This is a genomic window from Elusimicrobiota bacterium, from assembly GCA_041660925.1.
Taxonomy (GTDB): domain Bacteria; phylum Elusimicrobiota; class Elusimicrobia; order UBA1565; family UBA1565; genus JBAZUV01.
On the sequence record JBAZVI010000004.1, the window covers coordinates 232,076 to 257,780 of the forward strand.

The following is a 25,705-nucleotide window of genomic DNA, read 5'->3' on the forward strand; positions in this document are numbered from 1 at the left end:
CACCACATCCAAGCGTCTGAGAACCAAATGCGACCGCCACAAGGACGACCCAGGCCGGCGAGATGGCGGTTATTCGCGTGGGAATCACCCTACACCATAACTTCAAAGTTCTCTACGAGCTTACCGCTATGGGAATCGATATTCAAGGCTTACTGCGGGAATATGTTCCGCTCCAAGGCGGTTTTTTGGTGGTTTCCCTCGGAACAGCGCGATATAGCGTTTATTCCGCCCAGGTAAAGGCCACCCGGTGAGTTCTATCTATTGACCAGACTGGGCCGCCAGACTTTCCGAAGATGCAGAAGCCGCCGAAAGGCGGCTTTTGCTTTCAGGGGGCCCGCCCGGGTCGACTGCCCCGAACCGCCCATTCACAGGAACAGGGGCGTCGACCCCGCCACTTTCGGAGTCAAATCAGAGAGCGCCGCCGTTCGGGGCGCTCTCTGATTTGACGGAGAAAAAGAACCGCCGCAAGGCGGTCCCTCTATCGACGGACGATCATGCGCCAGCGGAAGGCCCAGCGCCAGGAGATCTCGGGGGCGGGCAAGTAGGCGCGGCGAGCGAGCTCCTCGAGTTCGGCGCGGCGGAAAGCGCGCAGCACGGAGAGCGGGGCGTCGTGGCGGATGAGGCGGTTGCGCGAAAGCAGCGCGGTCAGCCCCTTGATCGAATGATAGGCGAACGGATGGCGGTGCAGGTCGTTGACGACCAGCCCCAGGCGGCAGAGCCCGTACATCCTGGCCAGGGCCTCGACCGCCGCATCGTCGGAGAGATGGTGGAGGAGCAGGGCGGCGTGCACGACGTCGTATCTCCGCTCCGCGGGAAGGTCGAAGAGGTCCTGGGCGGCGAAGTCCACGCCGGGAACGCCGGCGTTGCGGCGGAGTGCGCGGGAGGCGGCTTCCGGCTCCCGGTCGATGCCGTGGACGCGCGCGCTCATGCCCCGCCGACGGGCCCACTCGACGATGCGCCGCGCCGTGTCCCCCCCGCCCGCTCCCACGTCCAGCACGTCGAATTCGCGGCGGCCGGCCGGGATGAGGGCGGTCAGGGCGTCCAAGCTCGCGCCGTAACCGCCCAGCGCAGCGTTGATGAAATCCAGTTCGCCCAGAGTCTCGTCGAGCTCCGCCGGCTCCTGGCCGGGAGCGTCCAGGAACTCGAGCGCCTCGCTGCGCTTCTCGAAGTCCGGCGGGACCGAGGGGCTCACCGGAAGAGAACGGCTCCTTCCATCGTCAGGCCGGGCCCGAAGCCCAGGGCCGCGACGGGACCTCGAGGGACCCTCCGCAGCTCCCGGTCCAGGACGAAGAAGATGGTTCCGCTCGACATGTTGCCGCAGGCGCTCAAGACCTCCAGCGAGGAACGGACCTCGGAATCGTTCAGCCGCAGGGAGGCCTGCACCTCCTCGACGATCTTTCGCCCGCCGGGATGGATGGCCCAGGCGCAGTCGCCTTGTGCGAGCCCGGCGCGGCCCAGGAGCTCCGACACGAAGCCGGGGGCGGCGGTCTTGAGGCGCGCCGGCACCTGTCGGTCCAGCCGCATCTCGAAGCCGTTGGACCCGACGCGCCAGGACATGTCCTCGAGGCTGTCCCCCTCGACGCGGCTGTGGGTCGCGCTCAGGTCCGCCAGCCCGCGGTCGAAGCGCCCGGGCCGGGCGTAGACCGCGGCGGCGGCGCCGTCGGCGAAGAGGCTGTTGGCCACGAGGAAATCGGGCAAGGCCTTCTTCTGGAAATGGAGGCTGCAGAGCTCGACGCAGACCTGCAGGACCACGGCCTCGGGCTCGGAGCCGAGGATCTGCCCGGCCATCCTCAGGCCGTTGAAGCCCGCGTAGCAGCCCATGAAGCCCAGAACCGCCCTATGCACCTGCGGCGCGAGCCCCAAGCGTCCGATGAGGAGGACGTCGGGACCCGGGGCGAAAAGCCCCGTGCAGGTGGTGAAGATGAGGTGGGTGACCTCGGCCGGCCGGACCCCCGCCTCGCCCAGGGCCTTGCGGCAGGCCTCCTCCGCCAGGTCGACGCTCCATCTCTCATACACCTTCATGCGCATCTCGGTGCTCGGGAAAGGCTCGAGCGCCCAGTTGGGCGGGTAGAACTCGAACTCCGCCGGGGAATCCTTGGCGTAGTCGGACAGCACGCTGTGCCGCCTCGTGATCCCCGAGGCGGCGTAGATTTTTTCGAGGAGATCGAGAGTGACCGCGCGCCGCCGGCCCTCGAGCGTGGCCTCGGCCAGGGACGCCATGAAGCGTTTGACGACCGGCTGCCCCGCCTGATTCGGAGGCAGGGCGGTCCCCAGCCCGTAGAGGCGGGCGCGGGACTTCCGTCCTCGAACGACGGCGCTCATCTCACGCTCCCGCCCGAAAGTCATGGAGCGCGCGGAAGGAGCGCTCGAGGATGCCCTCCGACAGGACGCGGGGAAGGCCGCGAAGAGCCCAGCGGACCGCCGGCCCCTCCGACTGGGCGAAGCGGCCGACCCAGCGGGCCCCGAGCACGACGGCGGCGGCGCGGCCGCGCCGGCGCGTTTCGAAGCGGCGGAACGCGGCCTCAATCGGCTCCTCCCGCGAGAGCATGCGCGAGAGCGTCAGGGCGTCCTCGATGGCCTGGCAGGTCCCCTGGCCGAGATTGGGCGTCATCGGATGAGCCGCGTCGCCGATCAACACGACGCGTCCCCTGACCCAGCGCCGGGTCGTCGGGCGGTCGAGCGCCGGCGTCCTCAAGATGGCCGATTCCGGAGTCGCCCCGATGAGCGCGGCGATGGGCGGATGCCACCCTCGGAAACGCTCCAGGAGTCCGGCCTTGCTCTGCGGTGACGCCGTATCCGGCTGGTTTCGCGTCGCGTACCAGCACAGCGTCCCTTCCCCGATGGGCATGATCCCGAAGCGCTCTCCCTGCCCCCAGGTCTCCGTAATCTCGCCTTCGGCGAACGACGGCATCGGCGCCTGGACCACTCCACGCCAGATCATATAGCCGCGATAGACGGGCCGTTCGGCCCGTCCCGTCACGAACGGCCGCACGACGGAGCCCAGGCCGTCGGCGCCGATGACGGCGTCGAAGTCCAGCGTCCTCCCCCCCTCGAAACGCACGCGAGGCTTCCGGCCATCTCCCGACTCCGGGAGGATGCCCTCGCAGGTCCGTCCGACATGGATGCGGCGCGGGGCCACGGCCGCGAGCAGCGCCGAGAGGAGCGCCGGCCGGCTCAGGCAGAGCGCCGGCGTCTCTCCAGCGACGGAAATGGACGCCCATTCTCGCCCGTCGGGCTCCCGGAGCCGGATCCTCCGCACCCGGCAGGCGGAGCGCGAGCAGGCCTCCAGAAGGTCGAGCTCGCGCAGGGCATAGGTGGCGTTCGGCCAGAGGCTGAGTCCCGCGCCGGACTCCCGGATGGAGGGACCCCGTTCGAAGACTTCGACGTCCGCTCCGGCACGACCCAACGCGATCGCCGCGCAGAAACCGGCGATGCCGCCGCCGATCACCGCCACCTTCATGCGGCGTCCCTCATGGACTCAGCGGAAGCGGCGGCGGCCGCGGGAGCGCTGGAACCGGTTGCGGAAGCCGCCGCCGGGGGTCTTCGCCGGGCCGGACCCGCCGGGGCGGTTCCCGGGCGCGGGTTGGGCCGCATGCGGAGCGGTCTTGCGCTCGTGGTGGCCGGTCGCGTGTCCGGCGTGCTGCGGCGGACGGTGCGGCTGCGGGGCGGCGGGCGGGTGCCCGGCGGAGTAGTTGAAGCCCTCGAGCTTGCGGCGCTCGGGCCGGGTCCTCATGACGCGCTCGATGTCGCGCACGAAGCCCTCGTCCTCCTGGGTGACCAGGGTGAAGGCGTCGCCGGTCTTCGCGGCGCGGCCCGTGCGGCCGATGCGGTGGGTGTAGGCGTCGGTCGTGTCGGGCACGTCGAAGTTGATGACGTGCGTGATCTGGGAGATGTCGATGCCGCGCGAGGCGATGTCGGTGGCGACGAGGATGTTGAAGCGGCCCTCCCGGAAGCCCTCGATCGCGTCCTTGCGCCGGTTCTGCGAGAGGTTCCCCTGCAGGCAGGCGACGTCGCGGCCCTGGTCCTGCAGGCGCCCGGCCAGGCGCTTGGCGCGGTGCTTGGTCCTCGTGAAGATGAGCACGGAGGTCCCGCCGGTCAGCTGGAGGAGCCGGTCGAGCAGCGCGGACTTGAGGTGCTCGGGCACGGGGTAGAGCGCGTGGGACACCGTCGCCAGCGGCAGGGTGTAGTCGACCTGCACGGTGACCGGCTGGCGCAGGATCTCGTGCGCGAGCTTGCGGATGTCCTCCGGCATCGTCGCCGAGAAGAGCAGGGTCTGCCGGTGCGCGGGCAGCGCCTTGAGGATGCGGCGGATGTCGGGCAAAAAGCCCATGTCGAACATCCGGTCCGCCTCGTCGACGACGAGGACGTCGAGGCGCGAGGGCTTGAAGTCGCCGTTCTTGAGATGGTCGAGCAGGCGCCCCGGGCAGGCCACGACGATCTCCATGCCGTGGCGCAGACCGCTGACCTGCGGCCCGGCCCCGACCCCGCCGTAGACCGTGAGACTGCGCAGGCCCGTCTGCCGGCCCAGTTCGCGGAAGGCCTCCTGGATCTGGTCGGCCAGCTCGCGCGTCGGCGCGAGGACGAGCGCCCGCGTGACGCCGCGGGGGCCCGTGAGCAGGCGCTGGAGGATGGGCAGCGCGAAGGCGGCGGTCTTGCCCGTCCCGGTCTGCGCCAGGCCCATCACGTCGCGGCCCTGAAGGATGGGCGCGATGGACTTGAGTTGGATGGGCGTCGGCTGGGTGTAGCCCAGCGCGCGGATGCCGGCGGCGACGCGGGGGTCGAAGTTGAAGGAGGAGAATCCCATGATGGGTACTACTGTAGCAGTTAACCGCGGCGCCCTGTCGTCAACGACCCGCGGACCCGTCTTGCGCCGCCGCCTGCCGCCGCTCCCGCTCGTCCCTCCCGCGGCTCGATGCCGCCGCGGAGGCCTCGCCTTGCGCGGCGCCCGCAGGACCAGCTTATCTGAACAGCCGGGAATCCCCGCCCGGGGATTCCCGGCTAATGCTCCGTACCCCAGAACAGGTCGATGCCGAACCCGCAGCCTCCGCGCCGGCATATCGCCTGGACGACCCCGTTGCGGACGCGCAGTTCGGCAAGGCCTCCGAGCGGCCCGCGACATTGCGGGCACTTGCGGCGATGGATGCTCACCAGCCGGGGGAATGCGATGGGCGGCGGAACGAGGACGGACAGCGGATCGAGATGGACGACATTCGACGACCGGGATCGCATATCGAGTCCAGGGGCGAAGTACTCCGCCCCCAAGCCCTTCGGGGAGACGATGCTCTCAGCTTCTGGTTTCATACCCCAAGGATGACAGAAACCGCTTGCGTGACGCTTACGCCCTCCTGAAGAACGGTTTACATCAGCGGAAGCGCTGGAGCGGGACGACGACCTCTTCCACGCGGAGATGCTGGGAGATGCCGGAAAGACTCACTACTCCATAATCCCTCAGATGGAAGGACCCCTTGAGCGCCCGGACGGTCTCGGGACCGCTCAAGATCTGCCCCGGCCTGGCGATCTCCTCCAAGCGCGAGGCGATGTTGACGGCGTCTCCGATGACGGTGTATTCCGACCTCTCGGCGGTTCCCACGCAGCCGGCGACCATCTCTCCCGTGTTGATCCCCATCCCGACCCGCAGCGGGATCAACCCCTTTTCTCTCCTGGAACATGCCAGGGCTTCTATCGCCCGCATGGCCTTGACCGCGGCGCTGGCCGCGGCGACGGCGTGATGGTCCAACGGCGCTGGAGCGCCGAAGAGGGCCATCATCCCGTCCCCCATGAACTTGTTGAGTATCCCCCCCTCGGCCTGGATGGCCTTGATGGCGCAGGCGAATATCTCGTTAAGCGCGGACACCGCCTCTCGAGGCGGGACCTTCCCCGCGAAAGGAGAGAAGCTCCGGACATCCACGAAGAGGACCGTCAAGACCTTCTGCTCCCCCTGGTCGCAGACGCTGTCGGGGTTCGCCAGGACGAAGCGAGCCACCTCCGGCGTGACGAACTGCCCGAAGGTATCCCGCACGCGCTCCATCTTGGTCAGTTCGGTGTAGGCCCGGTCCAGCTCGGCGCGGAGCGCCTTCTCCTTGGCGAGCTCCTTGGAAAGATTCCGCTTGTCCAGGCAGCGCCGGATAGCATGCCGCAGAGTCTCTCCGCTGAACGGCTTGACCAGATAATCGTAGGCGCCATCCTTCAAGGCCTGGATGGTCGTCTCGAGCTCCGGACTGCCCGTCATGATGATGACGTCCGAGCTCGTGCGGGAGCGCGCGCGCCGGGTGAGTTCGTTCCCGTCGACGATGCCGGGCATGCCCAGGTCGGTGATGACGATATCGAAGTCCTCCGGCAGGCGCTCCTCGGCCTCGTCTCCCTGGACGGCCTCCGAGATCTCGTACCCGGTGCCTTCGAGGAAACGGACGCAGACGCGCCGCAGGTCCGAGTCATCGTCCACGATCAGGATCTTCGGCGTCGATCGCGACGCCCCCGGGTTGTGGTTCTCCATGCCGTTAGTATGGCGGGTCGAGCTGAAGCCTGGGTTGCGGGGCGTTTAAGAGCCTCTTAATCCCGATGGGGCTCAAAGGTAATGCCGAATTATGCCGCGGTTCAGGAGGACGCAATGCGTACGGACTAGACTATGGCCATGAAAGCGCTGGGGACGACGGCGTCGAAGCGCCTGCGCGCGAGGCCATGGACGGTCTCCTGCGCATTGGCCGCGTTCCTTCTCCTTCATAGCGCGGCCTGGGCCGGGGGCTTCAAGAGTCTGGCCAAGGAGCTCTCCCGCGCGGCGCAGGACTCGGGCATCGCCCGGGTCGCGGTACTCGCGTTCGAGCCGGCCGATTCGAGCAGCCCCAAGGACGGCCGGCCCATCGCGGAGAAGCTCACCACGCAGCTCGTGCGCGCGGGCGGGGTCCAGACCGTGGAGCGGGCCCTCATCGGCAAGCTCCTCGGCGAGCAGCGCCTGGGGAAGACCGGCCTCATCGACCGAAGGATGCTCAAAAAGCTCGGCGCGATCTTCTCGGTGGACGGCATCGTCACCGGCAGCTTCGTGACCTCGGGGTCTCGCATCGTCGTCAACGCCCGCCTCATCGACGTGGAGAGCGGGCTCATCATCGCCGCCTGCGAGAGGGACGCTCCGCGCGAGTGGACCGACGGGCCGGCGCCGGCCCTCGTCCCGGCTCCGGAGTCGATGGAGGATCCGCTATGGGACGACCCTCGGATCTTCACCGACAAGGACGGCGTCTTCCGCGACTCGCTCGCCGAGGAAGACTGCGCGCTGGCGGCCGGGCGCGCCGATCGGATGGAGAGCGCGGTCCTCGACCTCAAGGCCCGCTATTGGGCTCTGCGCCTGCGCGGGGGCTCGTCGCTGAGCGGAGCGTGGCCCTTCCCCGGCGCGAACATCTCCGACTTGGAGCTCCGTCAGACGCTCTATGACCGCATGCGCGACTGGTATGCGCAGAGCCGCATCCCCGCGCTCAGCCCCGGCGAACTGCGCCGGCTGTCGACCCTGGACCGACGCGTGCTGCTGCTGCACGTCGGATGCCTCGATGGACGGGGGGCCTGAGCCATGGGGATCAAGACCGTACTCATCGCGGATGACGAGGAGGATGTCCTGCGCATGATGAAGAGGCGTCTCTCCAGCCCCTCGCTGCGGGTCACGACGGTCGGCGGCGGCGCCGAAGCCCTGGCCGCGGCTCGGAACCAGCGGCCGGACATCATCATCCTCGATTACTTCATGCCTCAGCTCGACGGCTTCGAGACCTGCCGCGCCTTGCGCGACGACGCGCGCACGCGCGACATCCCGGTGCTGATGCTCTCCGGCATGGGTTCGAACTCGGACGCATTCACCGAGACGGAGTCCGGACCGGACGCCTTCTTGGGCAAGCCGTTCGACTGGGACGACCTCCTCGGCTGGATGAACGTACTGATGCTCAGGGGCCGGAGAAAGTCCTCCGCATCCGAGTGCCCGGCGTCACCGGGGACCTGAGCGATCGGACGGCTCCGACCCGCCGCCGTGCATCCCCTCGACGGAGACGCGGTCGCAGACATTGCAATCGATATGATTTTTGTGTTTATGATATTCATGGGCTTCGCTTTGATCCTGCCGGTGGAAAAGCTTTGGGCCTGAAAGCATTGGTCGTCGATGATGACCGGGACATCCTGGGAATCGTCAAACGCCATCTGTGCGGCCAGGGGATGTCCTGCGTCGTCACGGACAACGGCTCCGACGCGCTCATGCTCGTCCGGGAAGCCCGCCCCGACGTCATCTTGGTCGACGCCGAGATGCCGGGCCTCAACGGCCACGCCGTCTGCCGGGTCTTGAAGAGAGAGGCCGCCACCCGAGCCATCCCCGTCATCATCATGTCCGGCGTCCGCATCGACGAGAAGGCCATCCTCGCCGGCTTCGAGGGAGGCGCGGACGACTACGTGCTCAAGCCTTTCTCCCTGATGGTCCTCATGGCGCGCATCCAAGCCGTACTGCGACGCTACAAGACCGTGGAGCGGGACGACGAGAAGCTCAAGCGGTTCGGCCTGGTGCTCGACCCCGCCGGGCGCACCGTCAAGATCGCCGGGAAGCACCTCTCTCTGACCCGCAAGGAGTTCGACCTGCTCACCACGCTCATCGGGAGATCCGGCCGGGTCCTGAGCATCCCCTATCTTCTGGAGACCGTCTGGGGCTATGACCCGGCCGACTACAACGACACGGGCACCGTCGAGGTCCACATCTGCCACCTGCGCCAGAAGCTGGGCCCCAAGCTCGCCAAGCGCCTCGTGTCCGTCATCGGCCGCGGCTACAAATTCGAGGACTGAAGAGGACGGAATGGGGAGACTCGAGCACGTCACGCGCATCCTGAGCGCCACCCGCAGCGTCCACCAGCTGCTTCAGCACGAGAAAGACCCCGAGGGACTCTGCCGGGAGCTCTGCAGACTCCTCATCCAGGAGCCCGGCTACCCCTCCGCCATGATCATCCTGACCGACGATGCCGGAGCTCCGCGGACCCATTTCATGTCGGGGAGGGACGACCGGACCTTCGCCCCCATGGCCGAGAGCCTGCGCCGAGGCCTGCTGCCGCCCTGCTGCGCCGAGGCTCGGTCAAGGGGAGGGATCGTCCGCGTCGAGGAGCGCTCCCGCGTCTGCGCCCCCTGCCCCCTGGCCGCTCAATGCTCCCTCCACTCCCACTTCTGCGTCCCTATGCGGCACGAGAACCTGCGGGGGTACGTGGTCGTGGCCGTCGACCCCGTCGCGGGGCTCGGCGACGACGACGAGACCTTCCTGACCGATATGGCCGACTCGACGATCTTCGCTCTGCATGGCCTTCGGCAAGGCACGGACATATGCGAATCCGAGGAGAAGCGCGGCGTGCTCCAAGGGCAGTTCCAACAGTCCCAGAAGATGGAAGTGGTGGGCCGCCTGGCCGGAGGCGTGGCCCACGATTTCAACAACCTCCTGACCGTGATCCTCGGCAGCTGCGACTTCCTCCTGCGAGACCTCCCCGCGGACGATCCCGGCCGTCTGGACGTCGAGCAGATCCGCAGCACCGGAGAGCGCGCCGCGAACCTCACGCGGCAGCTCCTGGCCTTCAGCCGCAAGCAGATCCTGCAGCCCACGACGCTCGACCTCAACGCCGTATTGACGAACACGGAGAAGCTCCTCCGCCGGCTCATCGGCGAGGACGTCGCCCTGTCCGTCTGCTACGGCCAGGACATGTCCCTGATCAAGGCGGACCAGGGACAGCTGGAGCAGGTCGTCATGAACCTGGCGGTCAACGCGCGCGACGCCATGCCCAAAGGAGGACGCCTGGCGATCGAGACGCGCGACCTGCGCCTCTCCGACGCGCAGACTCTCATGAGAGACGTCGCGGTGCCGCCGGGCCGCTATGCGCTCCTGACGGTCGAGGACACCGGGACGGGGATGAGTCCGGAGACCCTGGAGCACGTGTTCGAGCCCTTCTTCACGACGAAGGGACTGGGAAAGGGAACAGGGCTCGGCCTGGCCACCGTCTACGGCGTCATCAAGCAGAGCGGCGGGTTCATCGACATCCAGAGCGGACTCGGGCGAGGGACGACGTTCAAAATCTTCCTCCCGGTGGCTCCGGACTCCGACCTCAAAGCGGCGCCAGAGCGCGCGGACGGGAGACCGGAGGAGCGGCCCGCGGGGGCCTCTCGCAACACCATCCTATTGGTCGAGGACGAGACGACGGTGCGCCGGCTGATCCGCAGGATACTCGTCAACGCGGGCTACGCGGTCCTGGAGGCGGCGTCCGCACAGGAGGCCCTGGAGCTCTCAGGGAAGGATTTCGACCTCGTGTTGACGGACATCGTCCTGCCGGACGTCTCCGGGGTGGAATTGACGGCCAAGCTGCAGAAGATGAGACCGATCCAGGCCCTCTATATGTCGGGCTACACCGAGAGCCCGAACATCCTCGACATCCTGGCCCAGCCCGGGAACCGCTTCCTGCAGAAGCCGTTCACGACGAAGGCGCTGCTCGATATGATCCAGGATATCCTGGCGAAAAACCCCGCTCCTTGACCGGGAATCCCCACTGGGGAGTCCCGGTTATTTCGGAGGGATCGCGCGGAGCATCGCCGCCGACACCTCTTCGAGCTTGTAGGGCTTGGAGAGCGCGCCGCAGAAGCCGTACTTCGCGCAGTCGGCCATGACGGGGTCGCTCGAGTAGCCGCTCGAGACGAGGACCTTGGTCCCGGGGGCGAGCTCCAGAAGGCGGGCGACCGCCTCCTTTCCCCCCATCCCGCCGGCGACGGTCAGATCCATGATCACCGCGTCGAAGGGGGTCCCGATCTCCCGGGCCCGCTGGAACAGGGTGAGCGCGGCCTCGCCGTCGGCCGCCGCCTCGGACGCGTAGCCCAGCCGCCAGAGCATCCGCATGAGCACCCGGACCACCGTCTCCTCGTCCTCCATGACGAGCACCCGCCCGCTGCCGCGGTGCAGCTCGGCGGGGACGACCTCCGCGGGCCGTTCGGAGGGCGCCGCCGCGGGCAGGCGGACGGTGAAGACGCAGCCCTCGCCGGCACGGGATTCGACGCTGATGCTCCCCCCGTGCTTGATGACGATGGAATGGCACATCGCGAGGCCGAGACCGTGGCTCTTGCCCTTCGTGCTGAAGTAGGGGTCGAAGACGCGCGGAAGGTTGTCCTTCGCGATGCCGGTCCCGGAATCCGTCATCCGCAGGCGGATGAAGTCCCCGACGGAGGGGACGGCGGCCTCCGCTCCGGCGGCGCCGACGCGGGCGAGGTCGATGCGGATGCTCCCGCCCGTGGGCATCGCCTGCACGGCGTTGATGACGAGGTTCTGCACGACCTGCAGGACCTGGTCCCTGTCCGCCTTGGCGAAGCAGTCTCCCGACGCCGAGACATCGCAGAGCACGCTCGTCCCGCGCGTCGCGAAGCCGGCCGCCTCGCGCGCGAGCGCGGCGAGGTCCACGCACGCGACGACGGGGACTCCGCCGGAGGCGAAGGTCAGGAGCTGCTTGGCGAGCCCCTTGGACGCGTTGCAGGCGTCGACGGCCTCTTTGACCAGCTCGAGGCGCTCGTCGCCCTCCTGGAGGTCGCTCTTCAGGAGCGCCAGGTTGCCCAGGATGCCGGTGAGCATGTTGTTGAAGTCGTGGGCGATGCCGCCGGCCAGCACGCCGAGAGAGTCGAGCTTCTGCATCTTCAACGCCTCGGCCTCCATCCGCTTGCGCTCGCCGATGTCGCTCATCATGACTCGCCAGACGGGGGAGCCGTCCAGCTCATGACCTTCGACGAGCTCGAGCCGCGCCCAGAACGGCGGGCTGTCCGTGCGCAGCAGCCGGAGCTCGCAAGCCTGCGGCGCGGCCGAAGAGATGAGCGGCTTGCGCAGGCGGTAGTAGAGGTCCTGGTCCTCGGGGAGGATGAAGCGGCTCAGCGGCTGTCGGGCCAGCTGGCCCCTTCCCATGCCGAGGAGCTTGGCGGCCGTGAGGTTGGCCTCCTTGATGAACCCCTTCTCGTCGAGGGCGAGATAGCCGATGGGCGCCAGGTCGTAGAGGTCGAAGTACCGCGCCCGCGAGGCGTCGAGCTCCAGGTGCGTGCGGAGCAGCTCCTCGTTCTGTACCTCCAGCTCGATCTGGTGCACCCGCAGATCGTGGAGCAGGCGCTGAGTATCCTCGGAGGAGAGGGCTTCCTTCGTTCTTCTTTCGTCCGCCCGGACCTTCTCTTCCGCCCGTCGATGCCGATCCGCAGCGGAGTCCACCCTGGGTCCATCGGGATGCGGCGTCCGTTCGGCCATGGTCATGCTCCTCGGCGGGAACCGGCCGCCCGCTCCGTCGTCGCGACGGCGTACGCTTTTCCGGCCGCGTCCAGCAGGACCGTGGTCGTCACCCAGACGTCCACGGCCCTCCCGCTCTTGTCCAAGCGCTTCGTGCAGCAGGGCACGACCGCCTCGGCGCGGGAGAGCTTCTCCGCGACGGCCTGCGCCTCCTCGCGGAGGTCCTCGGGGACGAGGTCGCGGGCGTTGAGCGTCAGCGCCTCGGCCTCGCTCCAGCCGTAGAGCCGCACCGCCCCCGGGTTCCATTCCAGGATGCGCCCCTCGAAGTCGCGCACCGTGATCGCATCGTAGGCGTCGCGCACGACCACCGCCAGGCGGCGCAGAGAGTCCGCCTCCCGCAAGGACGCCTGGATGCGCTTGAGCTCCGAGACGTCCACGAAGGTGATGACCGCCCCCTCGATGACGTTCTCGAGGGTCCGGTAGGGCCGGATGCGCAGCAGGAACCAGTCCCCCGTCTTGCTCCGCACCTCGACCTCCTTGGGCGCCAGCGAGTCCAGGACCTCCTTCACGTCCCCGACGAGCCGGTCGTAGCCCTCGAGGTTGGAGACGATGTGTCCCACCGGCCGACCCACGTCGGTCGGGATGAGGTTGACGAGCTGGGTGGCGGCGGGGGTGAAGCGCTGGATGCGCAGCTGATGGTCCACGAAGATGGTGGCGATGCCCATGCCGGTCATCAGGTTGCTCATGTCGTTGCTCGTGCGAGAGAGCTCGTTGACCTTGGTCTGCAGCTCCGTATTGACCGTGGAGAGCTCCTCGTTGACGGACTGCAGCTCCTCCTTCGAGGTCTCCAACTCCTCGTTGGTGGACTGCAGCTCCTCGTTGACGGACTGCATCTCCTCGTTGGAGGACTGGAGCTCCTCGTTGGCGGTCTCCAGTTCCTCGACGGTGCTCTGCAGATGCTCGTCCTTGGCGCGCAGCGCCTCCTCGAGCGCCGCGACGCGCGCGCCCTCTTCGGCATTCGGTGCGCCGCGGGTTACGGACGCCCGGCGGGAGAGCGGTGCGCCGGTTTTCCCCGGCGCGTCCTCCAGGACGACCAGGTACAGGCCTTCTCCGGCGGCGCCCAGCGGGCGCACCGTCAGGTCGACTTCGGTGAAATCGCCGTTGGTCTTGACCCGCAGACCCGGGCGCCGTGCCGTCTCCTTGCGCGTCGCCGCGCCGTGCAGGGCCGTCGCCAGGTCCCGGCGCAGGCCCTCGCGCGCCATCTTCAGGATGTTGGCCCCCGCCTCGCCCGGAGAGGGCTCCAGGTAGCGCCCGCTGCGGCCGTGGAGATAGAGGACGTCGCCGCGCGCGTCGACGAGCGCGCCGACCACGGCGCGGTGCTGGAGGAGCGCCCGCTCGGTCAGCTCGCGCAGCTGGAGCTTCTTCTCCCCGGAGCGGCCCGCGCCGCGGCGGGGGACGACCCCTCCCGGCGTCGAGAGCGGCAGGAACCTGCCGACGGTCGGGCGGCGGGGGTCGAGGAGGACCTCCTTGCGTCGATAGAGCTTCGCCTTGCGGTCCAGCGGGCCGAAGAGGTCGAGGTGCTCGCCGACGGTCTCGGCGCTCCCCAGGAAGAGGACGCCGCCCGGGCTCAGCGCGTAGTGGAACAGGGGGATGAGCTTCTCCTGCAGCTCCGCGTCGAGATAGATGAGCAGGTTTCGACAGCTGATGAGGTCGAGCTTCGAGAAGGGCGGGTCCTTGATGACGTCCTGCTCGGAGAAGACCATCAGGTCGCGCAGACCCTTATGGACGACGAAGTCCCCCCCTCCGGGCTGCTGGACGAAGAAGCGCGCGAGCCGCTCCGGCGGCACGTCGGCGGCGATGCTCGGAGGGTAGACGCCGGCGCGGGCATGCTCGATGGCCCGGCGGTCGAGGTCGGTGGCGAAGACCTGCACCCTGCAGTTCGTCTTCAGAGAATCCAGCCGCTCCTGCAGGAGCATGGCGATGGAATAGGCCTCCTCGCCGGTGGAGCAGCCGGGCACCCAGACCCGGACCGTCGACCCGGCGGCCTTCCCCGCGAACAGCCTGGGGACGGCCTGCTCCTCGAGCGTCTTGAAGGCCTCGGGGTCGCGGAAGAACTTCGTGACGCCGATGAGCAGGTCGCGGAAGAGGGCGTCCACCTCGGCCGGAGTCTGGCGCAGGTAGCGCACGTAGTCCTCGAGGGTCGCGATCTGCTGCAGCGCCATGCGCCGCTCGGCGCGGCGGGCGATGGTGTTCGGCTTGTACTTCGAGAAGTCGTGCCCGGTCTGTACGCGGAGCAGGGCGAAGACCTTGCTCAGCATATCCTCGGCCTTGGCGGCCGCGGGCGGGGCCGGGCGACGCGGCCCTCCGAAAGCGTGCGCGACGTAGCGGATGAGGTAGTCCGGCATCTCGGCCGGCGGCAGGACGAAGTCCACCATCCCGGTGCCGATGGCGCTGCGCGGCATGCCGTCGTACTCGGTGGACTCGGGCTTCTGCGCCATGACCATGCCGCCCTCGCCCTTGACCTCCCGGACCCCCAGCGCGCCGTCGCTGCCGGTGCCGGAAAGCACGATGCAGATGGCCCGCTCGCGCTGGTCCTGGGCCAGGGAGCGGAAGAAGAAGTCGATGGGCAGGCGCAAGCCGCGCGAGGCGGCCGGCTCGAGCAGCTGCAGCGTGCCGTTGAGCAGCGCCATGTCCCGGTTGGGCGGGATGATGTAGACGCAGCCGGGCAGGACCTTCATCCCATCCGAGACCTCGAAGACCTGCATCCGGGTGTAGCGCTTGACCAGGTCGGAGAGGAGGCTCTTGTGGTCGGGGGCCAGATGCTGCACGAGCACCAGGGCCATCCCGCTCTCGGTCCCGACGGGCATCGCGGAGAAGAACGCCTCGAAGGCCGCGAGCCCCCCGGCCGAGGCGCCGATGCCGACGATGGGAAAGCCCGGCGAGGCCTTCTCAGCGGGCTCTTTCGCGCGCGGAGCGGGAGTCTTCCGCGACTTCTTCGGCGGGCGACCTTGCTTCGAAGGCATCATCGTCTCCTGTGCCGGCACGATCGCTGGTCGCTTCGGCCAGGATCGCAGGGTACGGCAGCGACTTTATCTCTTATCGGGCCCGAATACGCCGGAAATCGCTCACGCCTTCGCCTGGTCGGCGGGACCGTCGAGGGTTTCGCGCAACTTGCGCAGCAGGGAGCTCGGAGTGAAGGGCTTGTAGAGGAGCGCCATCCCGGGCTCCAGGCCGCCCTGCTCCGCGAAAGCGTCGCCCGCGTAGCCGGAGAAGTAGAGCGTCCGGGCCGCCAGCTTCCGCCGCGCGACCTCGCGGGCCAGGGCGCGGCCGCTCATCCCCGGCATGACCATGTCGGTGAGCAGGACGTCCACGGGCTTCCCGCGGTCTTCGAGGGCCTTCAGCGCGGCCGAGCCGTCGCCGGCGCTCAGGACCGCGTAGCCGCCCGCGCGCAGAGCGCGTTCGGCGAGACGGCGGACGATGTCCTCGTCCTCGACGAGGAGGACGGTCTCATGGCCGCGCACGGGGCGCGCCTGGCGTTCCCCCTTGGCCGCGTCTTTCTCCTTCTCCCACTGCGAGGCGTCCTGCCGCGGGAGGTAGATGCGGAAGGTCGTACCCGTCCCGGGAACGCTCTCGAGCTCGATCTCGCCGCCGCTCTGCTGGACGATGCCGAGCACCGTGGGCAGCCCCAGCCCCGTCCCCTTGCCGACCTCCTTGGTGGTGTAGAAGGGCTCGAAGATGCGGCCCAGGCATTCCGCGGGAATGCCGCAGCCCGTGTCGCGGATCTTCAGGCACACCTGCGGTACGCGGAGCAGTGCGGGATGCGCCGCGAAGAACACCTCGTCCCCCTCGAGGACCTCGGTCCCCACCGTGACCGTGCCGCCCTTGGGCATCGCGTCGCGCGCGTTGACCACGAGATTCATGATGACCTGCTCGATCTGCCCGGCGTCGACCTTCACGAGGCAGGGGACCGGGGAGAGCTCGAGGACGAGCGGCACGTCCTCTCCGATGAGGCGCATGAGCATCCGGTTCATGTCGCCGACGACGGCGTTGAGGTCGACGACCCTGGGCGTCAGGATCTGCCGCCGGCTGAAGGCCAGGAGCTGGCGCGTGAGCGCGGCGGCGCGCTCCGCCGCGTCTTCGATCTCCTTGAGGTCCGCGTGCCGCGAGTCGCTCTCGGGGAGTTCGTCGAGCAGGAAGCGGCAGTTGCCGGTGATGGCGGTCAGGAGGTTGTTGAAGTCGTGCGCGACCCCGCCGGCGAGGCGTCCGATGGATTCCATCTTCTGCGCCTGCAGGAGCTGCGCCTGCAGCTTCTCGCGTTCGGCCTCCTTCTCGATGGAGCCGACGGCGTAGGCGACGCTCGCCATCGCCTCCTCGAGCAGGGCGACCTCCGCCTCGTCGAAGAACTCGGCTTCAGGCGCGTAGATGCTGAGCGCCCCGCGCATCCGGCCGTCGACCTTCAGCGGGAACACCGCCGAGGAGCGATAGCCGTAGCGCAGCGCCCGCTCCCTCCAGGGCGCCATGGCGGGGTCCGTCGAGAAGTCCCTGCAGACGACGTGGCGGCCTTCGCGGATCGCCGTGCCCGTCGGGCCGCGCCCGCGCGGCTCGTCGCGCAGGGTGATGTGGAGGTTCTGGAGATAGTCTCCCGTGACGCCCGCGCTCGCCGCGACGGTCACGGCCGCCGCGGGCGCGTCGACGAGCCCGAGCCAGGCCATGCGGAAGCCCCCTTTCTCTACGATGACCCGGCAGGTCTCATCGAAGAGCTCCTGCAGCCCGCGTGCGTGGATGGCGGTCCGGTTGACGGAGCTGAGAACGACCTGGACCCGGTGCAATCGGCGGATGCTCTCCTCCGCCCGCTTGCGCTCGGTGATGTCCTTGGCGAACACCGAGATGCCGAAGGGCCGGCCGTCTCTCTCCAGAAGGCCGAAGGACAGCAGGAGCGTGACGGGACCCACCGTGGCATACTCCGTGCTGTACGGACCCTCCCGCAACGCGCGCCGATAGAACCCGTGCCACTGCTCGATGTGCTCCTTGTCCGGGAAGAGGTCCTCGGGCCTCATGCCCGGACGGATGTCGATCGAACGCCTCTTCGCGAAGTGCTCCTGGAGGCCGATGTTGAAGGTCGTGAGGCCGAAGTCCTTCGGGTCGACGGCCCAGATCAGGTCGTTCGTGCTGTCGACGACGGAGCGCAGGAGGACCCGCGACTCGTCGCGCTCCGCCTCGGCCCGCTTGCGCACGGAGACGTCGCGCACGAAGACCATGTGGGCGGCCTTCCCCACATAGACGACGGGCACGGCGGTCGTCTCGACCGGGACCCGCGTGCCGTCGAGACGGAGATACTCCATCTCCATGAGCGGCGCGGCCTTCCCCGTCTCCTTCTGCAGGCGGATCCGCTCGCGGATGAGCTCGCGGGCCTCGGGGGCCATCCGCGCCATGAAGTCCTCCCCGATCAGATCCTCGGACCGGGCGGCGCCGAAAAGCCGGACGGCCGCCGGGTTCGCGTACAGGAACTTCCCCTCCGCCTGCACGAACACGGCCTCGGGCGCCGCCTCGATGAGGGTGCGGAAGCGCTCCTCGCTCTCCCGCAGTCCGGCCTCCGCCCGCCTGCGCTCGGCGACGTCGCGAGCGGCGGCGAACACCCCGACGACGGCTCCCGCTTCGTCCCGATAGACGGAGGCGTTGTAGAGGACCGGGACGATGCTCCCGTCCCTATGCCGGAGTTCGAGCGCATAGTCCCGGACCTCCCCATCCTCGAAGACCCGACGGTACCCGGCCTGCGCCCGCGCGGGGTCGGTGAAGTACTCCGAGAAGTCGGTCCCGACCAGACGCTCCCGCGGAAACCCCGTGGCCTTCTCCGTGGCGGTGTTGACGTCGGTGATCTTCCCGTCGACCGCGATCGTCACGAGCGGATCGAGGCTCGCCTCGATGAGGCTGCGGTTGTAGGCGGAGGCGGACCGCAGAGTCTCCTCCGCGCGCCGCCGCGCCTCGAGGACGTTCAGCTCGTCTTCCGCGTGCCGGCGCTTCGAGGTCAAGAACGAGACGACCCCCGCGATGACGATGAAGATGACGACGCGGGTCGCAGCCTGCAGGAGGATGGCATGGTCCCTCGTGTACGCGAGGATGAGGAGCATGTAGGCCGCCGCGAGGACGGTCGAGAACACGACGCCGCGGCGCGGATGCGACACGCAGGCGATGATGATGGGGATGTAGAGGAGGTTCTGAAAGACGATGAAGACGCCGGAGGAGAGGCAGTAGACGCCGACCGCGAGGGCCGCGAGCGTCGTCGCGGCGATCGCCGCCAAGGTCGGCCAGTGGACCGCGGAGGTGCCGTCGAGCCCGCGTCCGCGGAAAGAGGCGTCGGCGCCGCTCGTCGCCGCTCCCGGCTTGCGTATCATATAAAACGAGTTTAACATATCATTCGTAAAATTGAAGCCCCGATTGCCGTGCCAGCGCCCCCCGGTCGGAATGCTAACATTGAGCCCCCGATGACCCGTTTCGCGCTCCTCCTCCTGCTCCTCCTCCCCCTTCGCGCCGCCGCCCAGGTGGACGACGAGAAGCGCCGCCTCCTCCAGTTCGGCTACGAGCAGCCCCTGGCCGGTCCGGCGCCCTTCTCCGGCTACGCGTTCTTCTATTTCAACCAGCCCGACCTCGTGCGCAAAGGCGACGCGCTCCGCGTCGCGGCCGCCCCCCTCTACATGGACGGGGAATACGGCCTGAGCGGCGCGCTCGGCCCGGACACCGACCTCGGCATCGGCCTCTCCGGCGGCGGCTTCGCCCAGAGCCACTCGGAGATCCGCGGCGGCCGGCTCTACCGCGACGAGTCCTTCACCGGCCACGGGGGAGGGGCCTCCCTCTCGCTCTACCACCTCTTCAACCGCGGCGAGCGCATCCCCCTGACGGGGACCCTGCGCGCCGGGGTGCAGCACGCGACCTACGAGCCCCAGCGCGAGACCGACCCCCGCTTCGAGCTCCCCCTCTCCCACACGACGCTCCTCGCGCGCGGCGGCCTGCGCTACGGCGGCGAGGAGCCGCTCATGGACCCGCTCGAGGCGCTCGAGGTCTCGGGCTGGTACGAGGGCCGCGTGCGCGACCGCTCGGACCCCTACGGCTTCTCCGACGAGCGCGCTCTCCGCACCGCCTCTCACTTCGCCTGGGGACGCGCGCTGCTGACCTACACTCCGAAGGAGACGGGCCGCCGGACGCACGCGGGCGTCACGGCGGGCGGCAGTCTCAACGCCGACCGCCTCGACGCCTACGCGCTCGGCGGGCTCCTCCCCATGAGCGCCGAGTTCCCCCTGGAGCTCCCCGGCTACTACGCGCACGAGCTCTCGGCCCGCCACTTCGTCCTCCTCGACGCGCGTTATTGCGTGCCGCTCGACGAACGGCGCCTCTTCTCCGCCAGCGTCTTCGGGGCGAGCGCCCTCGTCGACTATGTCCCGGGGATGGAGCAGCCGGGCCGCACGCACACCGGGCTCGGCGCCGGGCTCGAGTTCACCGCGCCCGAGCGGGACTGGAGCGCCGCCTTGAACTACGGCTACGGCGTCGACGCCCTCCGCTCGGGCCGGCGCGGGGCGCACAGTCTCGCCTTCACCCTGCAGTACGACTTCGAGGCCGCGCCCGAGAAGCCGACCGCGCCCGCCCGGGCCGGCCAGCCGCAGGGCCTGCGCTGGTTCCGCCGATGAAGTATCGCTGCGACTTGCACGTCAACGGCGCCTCCCGCAAGCTCCTGCTCGTCGCGGGGCTCACTGAGACGCCCGAGCATCTCGCGCTGAAGCTCGCGGCCTTCCTCCTCTACTGGGAGCACGAGCCCATCGTCGAGGCCAGCACGAAGCACCCCTCCCTCCTGGGACAGGAGTTCACCCCCGACCTCGTCGCCTTCGACGAGACCGGCGCGGTGAAGCTCTGGGTCGAGTGCGGGAAGACCGCGCTCCACAAGCTCGGCAAGCTCGTGCGCCGCTATCCGGACGCCCGCATCGTCGTCCTGAGGGCGACGGAAGGAGAGGCGAAGCGCTTCCGGACGGACATCGCCGCCGAGATCGAGCGCCACGCGCGCATCGAGATCCGCGCCTGGCCCGCGGCCGACTTCAAGACCTGGCTCGGCGCGCTGCGCCGCGAGAAGGTCGAGGTGTACGGCGAAGCCGGGGACAACGCCCTCAACCTCGTCGTCAACGAGACGGCCTTCGCCGTCCACTTCGGGGCCTTCTGATGTGCGCGCGCTACACCCTCACCGCCGACGCCGCGGCCCTCGAGCGCCGCTTCCGGGTCCCCGCGCCCGCGGGGCATAAGCCCCGCTACAACCTCGCCCCGGGCCAGGACGCGCCCGTCCTGACCGTCGAGGAGGGGAGCCGGCGCCTGCTCCCGCTGCGCTGGGGCCTCGTCCCCTCCTGGGCGAAGGAGAAAGCTCCGCGCGCCGCACCTGCGGCGGGCCTGAGCGCCGGAGGTGCGGCGCGAAAGGTGCACGGACCGCGCGCCGCCATCATCAACGCCCGGGCGGAGACCCTCGCCTCGAAGCCCAGCTTCCAGGGCCCGCTCGCCGGACGCCGCTGCCTCGTGCCGGCCGACGGTTTCTATGAATGGAAGAAGGGGAGCGAGCGGCGGCCTCCGGTGCGCTTCACGCTGGAGGACGGCCTCTTCGCCTTCGCGGGCCTCTGGGACCTCCACCGCGCGGACGACGGCTCGGAGCGGCGGGGCTTCACCCTCATCACCGTCGCGGCCAACCCGCTGCTCGCGCCGCTGCACGAGCGCATGCCCGCCATCCTCGCGCCCGGGGAAGAGGAGCTCTGGCTCGCTCCCGGCAGGGAGACGCCGTCCCTCCTCGCCCTGCTCAAGCCCTACCCCGCCGAGCGCATGCGCTCGGCCGAGGCCTCGCGGCGGGTGAACACGACGGGCTGGGACGCCCCCGACTGCCTGACGCCCGACGACCCCGAGCCGGAATTATTCTAACGGCTACTGCGGGGTCTGGCCCTGCGCGGCCGCGGCGGCGGCGCGCTTAACGGCCTCGCCCTGCGCCGCCTGCCCGTAGCGCCTTCCGAGGTCGTCGCCGATCGCCGACGCGGCGACGATGAGGATGAGGGCGAGCCCGAGGAGGAGCCCTCCGAGGACGTTCAGGACGGGGACCGCCGTGAAAGCCAGGAGCGCGAGTCCGATCGCGAAGAGGACGGCGGCGATGAGGATCATCCTCCTGGCCCCGTCCACCTCCTTCTGATAGGGCGTCGTGTTCCCGCTCTCGCCCGTCATGGGAGAGCAGACGCTCCCGTTCAGGAAGTAGCCCGACGGACACGACGGGTTCCCGACGGTGAGGTTCCCGGAGGGCGGGAGCCCCTCGTTGAGCCCGGAGCCCCCCTGGGACATGCCGGCGGCGCCGTCCGGGGAGCCGCCTACGGGGCTCTGGCCCGAGAACGCCGCCTCGGCCGCCGAGAAGCCCCCTTCCCTGGTCGCGGAGTTCGCCCCGTAGTTCGACATGTCCTTGGCGAACTTGAGCTGCTTCATCGCATCGCGCCCGCGTCCCCCCTTCGAGGCCGCGACCCGCCCGCCCCGCAGCGACGCGGCGACGGGAGGCCTCCCGAGGGACCCGGCCCGCTCCCCCGCCGGGGCCGCATCGGCGGCACCCGGTGCCTGGACGGCTCCGGAGCCCGCGGGCCCGGCGGAGGTCCCGGAGGCGCCGGAGCCGCCGCCCGACGAGCCGGAAAGAGGCGACGCCGCGGATCCGGAGGCGTTCTCCCCCTCGCCCGAAGAGGCGGCGCCCGCCTCTCCCTTCCCGTCTTCGGACGAGGCCTTCTTTGCGGACGGGCCCTCGCCGCCGGCCGTCCCCCCGGAGGAGGCGTCGGCGGGCGCCCCCTCGACGGAGCCGTCCCCGAGCGCAGCGGGATTCAGGATGAGGCGGAGTCCGCCCAGCATCGGCATGAGGGAGGAGCCGCCGTCCTCCGTCCGGGAGAGAGACCCGCTCATCGGAGGCGCGGGGACCTCGACGCCATCGGAGGGCGGCGCCCCGAGCTGGGTGTAGATGGACGAGGAGAGCCACGCGGCGCTCACGACGAGGGCCGCCACGAAGAGCCCGCGCGCCAGTGAAAAGCCCGGTGCGATCAGGAAGTCCTTCCCGAGGGACTGGAGGCGGGCGCCGAACGTCAGCCGGCCGGCGGAGGGACCGCCCGCGGTGACGAAAGGCACCGCGCCGCCTTTGCGCTCCTCGTCCTTCTCATCCTTGGAAGACATCCTGCCGAGATTGTACGGCCTCCGCGCGCTTCCGGCAAGACCCACTTGCGCCGCGCCGGGCGCTCGGATAAACTGAGGAGGTGAGCCGCCTCGCCGCCTTCCTGCTCTCGCTCTGCTTCCTCGGGGTCCTGCTCGCCGCCGTGCAGGGACTCTTCGTCTCGAAGCGGGCGGCCCGCCGAGCCGCCGCGGCCGAAGCCGCCGCGGCCGCGCCGCGAACGCTCCCCGTCGTCCGGCCGCTTCCCGTGCCGGAACTCCCCGGCGAAGGGCTCTCCGCGCCGAGCCGGCGCCGCAGCAGCGGCAGCGTGCCGATGTTCGGCGCGCGGCCCCTCAAGGCCTCGGCGCCGGCGGCCGCCGCGCCCGTCGCGCCGGAGAAGCCGTCGAGCGCTCGCCCGCCGGCCGCGCGAACGGGAGCCCCGGCCCCCAGAGCCGCCCCGAAGCCCCTGATGCGGATGCTCGGCGGGGTCGCGGCCGGCGCGCCCTCCTTCGACGGCGGCGCCGCGCCGGCGCCCGACGTCCAGCGGACGCCGGAACAGCCCGTCCGCTCGAGCGCCCAGCCGAGCGAACCGCCCCCGGCCGCCGTCGAGGCGGAAGCGGAAGAGGCCCCCCGTCCTCAGGCGGTGCGGCGCAGCGGCCGCGCGGTCTCGCACGGAGGCGCCGGCCGGCCCGCCCTGCCGCAGCCCCGCGCAGCCCCGGCGAGCTTCGGCGCGGAGTCGGGGACCGAATCCGAAGACGGCGGCGAGTGACGTCCGACCCCCGGGAAAATTGCTAATTTCTCCACTATGAGAGACCGAATCACCCAGGCCTTCATCCGCGCCATCCCCAAGTCCGACCTCCATCTGCACCTCGACGGCTCGCTGCGCATCCCGACCCTCATCGAGCTGGCCCGCCAGGAGAAGGTCGAGCTCCCCTCCTACAGCGAGGAAGGGCTGCGCAAGCTCGTGTTCAAGGAGTCCTACAAGGACCTCCTGGACTACCTTCAGGGCTTCGCCTACACCTGCGGGGTGCTCCAGAAGCTCGAGAATCTCTCGCGGGTCTCCAAGGAGCTCGTCGAGGACAACATCGCCGAGGGCGTCCGCTACATCGAGGTCCGCTTCGCGCCCCAGCTCCACGTCACCCCGTCGACGAACGTGCGCGACGTGGTGCGGGCCGTGGCCGAGGGCCTCGAGGCCGCCGCCAAGGCGCACAACAACTCGAAGGCGGTGCGCTCCGGCGAGGACCTCCCGTTCCACTGCGGCATCATCGTCTGCGGCATGCGCCGCTTCAAGAAGGGGATGTCGCCCTACTACGCCGACCTCCTTCGCCTCATGGAGCACGCGCGCAAGGACGAGGTCTACGCGGCCGCGTCCCTCGAGCTCGCGCGCGCCGCCGTCGCCCTCGCGCAGGAAGGCCTGCCCGTCGTCGGCTTCGACCTCGCCGGGGAAGAGGCCGGCTACCCGCCCGGCGACCACCGCGAGGCCTACCAGTACGCGCACGACCACTTCATCCGCAAGACCGTGCACGCCGGCGAGGCCTACGGCCCCGAATCCATCTGGCAGGCCATCACCCAGTGCCACGCCAACCGCATCGGCCACGGGACCTTCCTCTTCGCGCACGAGATGATCAAGGACCCCGCCATCCCCGACCGCAAGCGCTACGTCGACGACCTCGCCAACTACCTCGCCGGCCAGCGCATCGGCATCGAGGTCTGCGTCACGAGCAACCTGCAGACGACCCCCTCCATCAAGACCATCGCCGACCACCCGGTCAAGCGCATGATCGACTACGGCCTCTCGGTGAGCGTCTGCACGGACAACCGCCTCGTCTCGAACACGACGGTGTCCCGCGAGATGGCCCTCATCGTGGACCACGCGCACCTCACCCGCGAGCAGCTGCGCAAGCTCGTCGTCGCCGGCTTCAAGGGCAGCTTCTTCCCCGGCAGCCACAACGACAAGCGCAAGTTCGTCGCCGCGGTCGTCGAGCGCTACCACGCGCTCGAGCGCGACCTCCTGCACATCTCCTGACCTTGCGCGCTCTCTTCCTGTCGGCGATGCTCCTCCTCCCTCTCCGCGCCGCCGCCGCGCCGGTCGAATACCGCATCGGCGTGCTCGCCAACCGCGGTCCCGAGGAGTGCCTCAAGCGCTGGCAGCCCACGGCGCAGGCGCTGACCCGCCGGGTACGGGGAGCGGTCTTCCGCATCGTGCCGCTCCCCTACGACGGGATCGACGCGGCCATCGCTCACCGGCAGGTCGATTTCTGCATCGTCAACCCCGCGGAATACGTCCGTCTCGAGCTGCGCTACGGCGCCCAGCGCATCGCCACGCTCCAGAACCTCATCCTCGGGAAGCCCCTCATCGTCTACGGCACCGCCGTGGTGACGCGCGCGGCCCGCACGGAGATCGCGGGCTTCCGCGACCTGCGCGGCCTGCGCGTCATGGCGCCCGACAAGGGCTCCTTCGGCGGCTGGCTCATGGCCGAGCGGGAGCTTCTGGATGCGGGCGTCGCCCCGCGCCAGCTCAAGAGCCTCGAGTTCGGCGGCATCCAGGACGCCCCCGTCTACGCGGTCCGCGACGGCCGGGCCGACGCGGGCATCGTCCGCAGCGACCTTCTGGAGAACCTCGCGCATGAGGGGAAGATCGACCTCGAGGACTACCGGGTCCTGCCGGCCCCGAAAGGAGACCCGCGCGTGCCCTCGCGGATGCCCTTCCTCCACAGCACCCGCCTGTATCCGGAATGGCCCTTCGCGAAGTTGGCGCACACCCCCGAAGAGATCACCGATAAAGTCCTCATCGCCCTCCTCGAGATCGTACCGGGCGAGGCGGCGGCGAAGGCCGGGCGCTACTACGGCTGGACCGCGCCGCTGAACTACGAGCCGGTCCACGATTGCCTTCGGGAGCTGCGCTATCCTCCGTACGAGGACTATGGCAAGGTCACGCTCCGCGACGCCCTGCGCGCCTACTGGCCCCAGCTCCTCGCCTTTCTGCTGGCCGCGGCCGCGCTCGCCGCCTTCGCGCTGCGCCTGCGCCGGCTCAACGCACGGCTCCGCCTGGCGCTCTCCGAAGTCCGGACCCTCAGCGGCCTGCTCCCCATCTGCGCCGCCTGCAAGCGCATCCGCGACGACAAAGGGTACTGGAAGCAGATCGAGTCCTACATCCGCACGCGCACCGACGCGGAGTTCACCCACAGCATCTGCCCGGAGTGCGCGCAGAAGCTCTACCCCGACCTGCAGGACGACCCCCCGAAGACGACTTGAGCCGCCCGAAATGAAAGGCGCCCCCCTCGCGGGGG

At 69.5% G+C, this 25,705-nt stretch carries 20 protein-coding genes; 10 read left to right on the plus strand and 10 right to left on the minus strand.

Annotated elements, in window-relative coordinates:
- Positions 1-478: 478 nt before the first annotated feature.
- The 6 genes from WC969_07480 to WC969_07505 all read right to left on the minus strand — a co-directional run bounded on the left by WC969_07480 (position 479) and on the right by WC969_07505 (position 6,493).
- Entirely contained in the window at positions 479-1,192 is a 714-nt protein-coding gene (locus tag WC969_07480; GenBank protein ID MFA6029676.1) for a methyltransferase domain-containing protein, read from the minus strand.
- Positions 1,189-2,322 (minus strand): type III polyketide synthase, encoded by a 1,134-nt coding sequence (locus WC969_07485; GenBank protein MFA6029677.1) that lies wholly within the window; start codon positions 2,320-2,322, stop codon positions 1,189-1,191. Before WC969_07485 ends, WC969_07480 begins: the two co-directional genes overlap by 4 nt.
- Before the next feature lies 1 nt (position 2,323).
- The gene (locus WC969_07490) at positions 2,324-3,460 is read right to left on the minus strand and encodes an FAD-dependent oxidoreductase (GenBank protein MFA6029678.1); all 1,137 of its coding nucleotides are present in this window, start codon (positions 3,458-3,460) and stop codon (positions 2,324-2,326) included.
- An 18-nt stretch (positions 3,461-3,478) separates the two neighbouring features.
- Complete coding sequence (locus tag WC969_07495) at positions 3,479-4,804, minus strand: DEAD/DEAH box helicase (GenBank protein ID MFA6029679.1); 1,326 nt, start codon at positions 4,802-4,804, stop codon at positions 3,479-3,481.
- Positions 4,805-4,998: 194 nt separating this feature from the next.
- The gene (locus WC969_07500) at positions 4,999-5,301 is read right to left on the minus strand and encodes a hypothetical protein (GenBank protein MFA6029680.1); all 303 of its coding nucleotides are present in this window, start codon (positions 5,299-5,301) and stop codon (positions 4,999-5,001) included.
- Positions 5,302-5,362: 61 nt separating this feature from the next.
- Complete coding sequence (locus WC969_07505; GenBank protein ID MFA6029681.1) at positions 5,363-6,493, minus strand: adenylate/guanylate cyclase domain-containing protein; 1,131 nt, start codon at positions 6,491-6,493, stop codon at positions 5,363-5,365.
- Between the two features lie 138 nt (positions 6,494-6,631).
- Here WC969_07505 and WC969_07510 point away from each other — a divergent pair, with 138 nt between their 5' ends.
- The 4 genes from WC969_07510 to WC969_07525 all read left to right on the plus strand — a co-directional run bounded on the left by WC969_07510 (position 6,632) and on the right by WC969_07525 (position 10,519).
- Entirely contained in the window at positions 6,632-7,552 is a 921-nt protein-coding gene (locus WC969_07510) for a FlgO family outer membrane protein (protein ID MFA6029682.1), read from the plus strand.
- Between the two features lie 3 nt (positions 7,553-7,555).
- A complete protein-coding gene (locus tag WC969_07515) occupies positions 7,556-7,975 on the plus strand; it encodes a response regulator (GenBank protein ID MFA6029683.1) in 420 nt (139 codons plus the stop codon).
- A gap of 131 nt (positions 7,976-8,106) precedes the next feature.
- Positions 8,107-8,799: a response regulator transcription factor gene (locus WC969_07520; protein ID MFA6029684.1), complete on the plus strand. Its 693-nt coding sequence runs from the start codon at positions 8,107-8,109 to the stop codon at positions 8,797-8,799.
- Positions 8,800-8,809: 10 nt separating this feature from the next.
- Complete coding sequence (locus tag WC969_07525) at positions 8,810-10,519, plus strand: ATP-binding protein (GenBank protein MFA6029685.1); 1,710 nt, start codon at positions 8,810-8,812, stop codon at positions 10,517-10,519.
- Positions 10,520-10,546: 27 nt separating this feature from the next.
- Here the strand turns inward: WC969_07525 and WC969_07530 are convergent, their stop codons facing one another.
- The 3 genes from WC969_07530 to WC969_07540 all read right to left on the minus strand — a co-directional run bounded on the left by WC969_07530 (position 10,547) and on the right by WC969_07540 (position 18,624).
- Positions 10,547-12,253, minus strand: a complete 1,707-nt coding sequence (locus WC969_07530; GenBank protein MFA6029686.1) for an ATP-binding protein — start codon at positions 12,251-12,253, stop codon at positions 10,547-10,549.
- 2 nt (positions 12,254-12,255) lie between these two features.
- Complete coding sequence (locus WC969_07535) at positions 12,256-15,258, minus strand: chemotaxis protein CheB (protein MFA6029687.1); 3,003 nt, start codon at positions 15,256-15,258, stop codon at positions 12,256-12,258.
- 99 nt (positions 15,259-15,357) lie between these two features.
- Positions 15,358-18,624 carry a PAS domain S-box protein gene (locus WC969_07540; GenBank protein MFA6029688.1) on the minus strand — a complete coding sequence of 1,089 codons (3,267 nt, stop codon included), beginning with the start codon at positions 18,622-18,624 and terminating at the stop codon, positions 15,358-15,360.
- A 90-nt stretch (positions 18,625-18,714) separates the two neighbouring features.
- Here WC969_07540 and WC969_07545 point away from each other — a divergent pair, with 90 nt between their 5' ends.
- The 3 genes from WC969_07545 to WC969_07555 are packed head-to-tail and all read left to right on the plus strand — an operon-like array spanning position 18,715 to position 21,172.
- A complete protein-coding gene (locus WC969_07545) occupies positions 18,715-19,911 on the plus strand; it encodes a hypothetical protein (protein ID MFA6029689.1) in 1,197 nt (398 codons plus the stop codon).
- Positions 19,908-20,435, plus strand: coding sequence for a YaeQ family protein (locus WC969_07550; GenBank protein MFA6029690.1), 528 nt, complete (start codon positions 19,908-19,910; stop codon positions 20,433-20,435). Before WC969_07545 ends, WC969_07550 begins: the two co-directional genes overlap by 4 nt.
- Complete coding sequence (locus WC969_07555) at positions 20,435-21,172, plus strand: SOS response-associated peptidase (protein ID MFA6029691.1); 738 nt, start codon at positions 20,435-20,437, stop codon at positions 21,170-21,172. Before WC969_07550 ends, WC969_07555 begins: the two co-directional genes overlap by 1 nt.
- A gap of 3 nt (positions 21,173-21,175) precedes the next feature.
- Here WC969_07555 and WC969_07560 read toward each other — a convergent pair whose 3' ends face one another.
- The gene (locus tag WC969_07560) at positions 21,176-22,441 is read right to left on the minus strand and encodes a hypothetical protein (protein ID MFA6029692.1); all 1,266 of its coding nucleotides are present in this window, start codon (positions 22,439-22,441) and stop codon (positions 21,176-21,178) included.
- 80 nt (positions 22,442-22,521) lie between these two features.
- On the opposite strand from WC969_07560, the gene WC969_07565 reads away from it, so the two are divergent.
- From WC969_07565 to WC969_07575, 3 genes are read left to right on the plus strand one after another with little or no spacing between them, the layout of a single operon-like run.
- Positions 22,522-23,184 carry a hypothetical protein gene (locus tag WC969_07565; protein ID MFA6029693.1) on the plus strand — a complete coding sequence of 221 codons (663 nt, stop codon included), beginning with the start codon at positions 22,522-22,524 and terminating at the stop codon, positions 23,182-23,184.
- 36 nt (positions 23,185-23,220) lie between these two features.
- Positions 23,221-24,441, plus strand: a complete 1,221-nt coding sequence (locus WC969_07570) for an adenosine deaminase family protein (GenBank protein ID MFA6029694.1) — start codon at positions 23,221-23,223, stop codon at positions 24,439-24,441.
- 2 nt (positions 24,442-24,443) lie between these two features.
- Positions 24,444-25,670 (plus strand): PhnD/SsuA/transferrin family substrate-binding protein, encoded by a 1,227-nt coding sequence (locus tag WC969_07575; GenBank protein MFA6029695.1) that lies wholly within the window; start codon positions 24,444-24,446, stop codon positions 25,668-25,670.
- Positions 25,671-25,705 lie beyond the last annotated feature (35 nt).

What these genes read in the sequence shown, in the direction of transcription:
- WC969_07530 (MFA6029686.1), bottom strand. Translation starts at nt 12,253, where the DNA reads ATGGCCGAACGGACGCCGCATCCCGATGGACCCAGGGTGGACTCCGCT.
- WC969_07555 (MFA6029691.1), top strand. Translation starts at nt 20,435, where the DNA reads ATGTGCGCGCGCTACACCCTCACCGCCGACGCCGCGGCCCTCGAGCGC.
- WC969_07490 (MFA6029678.1), bottom strand. Translation starts at nt 3,460, where the DNA reads ATGAAGGTGGCGGTGATCGGCGGCGGCATCGCCGGTTTCTGCGCGGCG.
- WC969_07570 (MFA6029694.1), top strand. Translation starts at nt 23,221, where the DNA reads ATGAGAGACCGAATCACCCAGGCCTTCATCCGCGCCATCCCCAAGTCC.
- WC969_07510 (MFA6029682.1), top strand. Translation starts at nt 6,632, where the DNA reads ATGAAAGCGCTGGGGACGACGGCGTCGAAGCGCCTGCGCGCGAGGCCA.
- WC969_07505 (MFA6029681.1), bottom strand. Translation starts at nt 6,493, where the DNA reads ATGGAGAACCACAACCCGGGGGCGTCGCGATCGACGCCGAAGATCCTG.
- WC969_07500 (MFA6029680.1), bottom strand. Translation starts at nt 5,301, where the DNA reads ATGAAACCAGAAGCTGAGAGCATCGTCTCCCCGAAGGGCTTGGGGGCG.
- WC969_07515 (MFA6029683.1), top strand. Translation starts at nt 7,556, where the DNA reads ATGGGGATCAAGACCGTACTCATCGCGGATGACGAGGAGGATGTCCTG.
- WC969_07550 (MFA6029690.1), top strand. Translation starts at nt 19,908, where the DNA reads ATGAAGTATCGCTGCGACTTGCACGTCAACGGCGCCTCCCGCAAGCTC.
- WC969_07495 (MFA6029679.1), bottom strand. Translation starts at nt 4,804, where the DNA reads ATGGGATTCTCCTCCTTCAACTTCGACCCCCGCGTCGCCGCCGGCATC.
- WC969_07485 (MFA6029677.1), bottom strand. Translation starts at nt 2,322, where the DNA reads ATGAGCGCCGTCGTTCGAGGACGGAAGTCCCGCGCCCGCCTCTACGGG.
- WC969_07545 (MFA6029689.1), top strand. Translation starts at nt 18,715, where the DNA reads ATGACCCGTTTCGCGCTCCTCCTCCTGCTCCTCCTCCCCCTTCGCGCC.
- WC969_07535 (MFA6029687.1), bottom strand. Translation starts at nt 15,258, where the DNA reads ATGATGCCTTCGAAGCAAGGTCGCCCGCCGAAGAAGTCGCGGAAGACT.
- WC969_07560 (MFA6029692.1), bottom strand. Translation starts at nt 22,441, where the DNA reads ATGTCTTCCAAGGATGAGAAGGACGAGGAGCGCAAAGGCGGCGCGGTG.
- WC969_07525 (MFA6029685.1), top strand. Translation starts at nt 8,810, where the DNA reads ATGGGGAGACTCGAGCACGTCACGCGCATCCTGAGCGCCACCCGCAGC.
- WC969_07540 (MFA6029688.1), bottom strand. Translation starts at nt 18,624, where the DNA reads ATGATACGCAAGCCGGGAGCGGCGACGAGCGGCGCCGACGCCTCTTTC.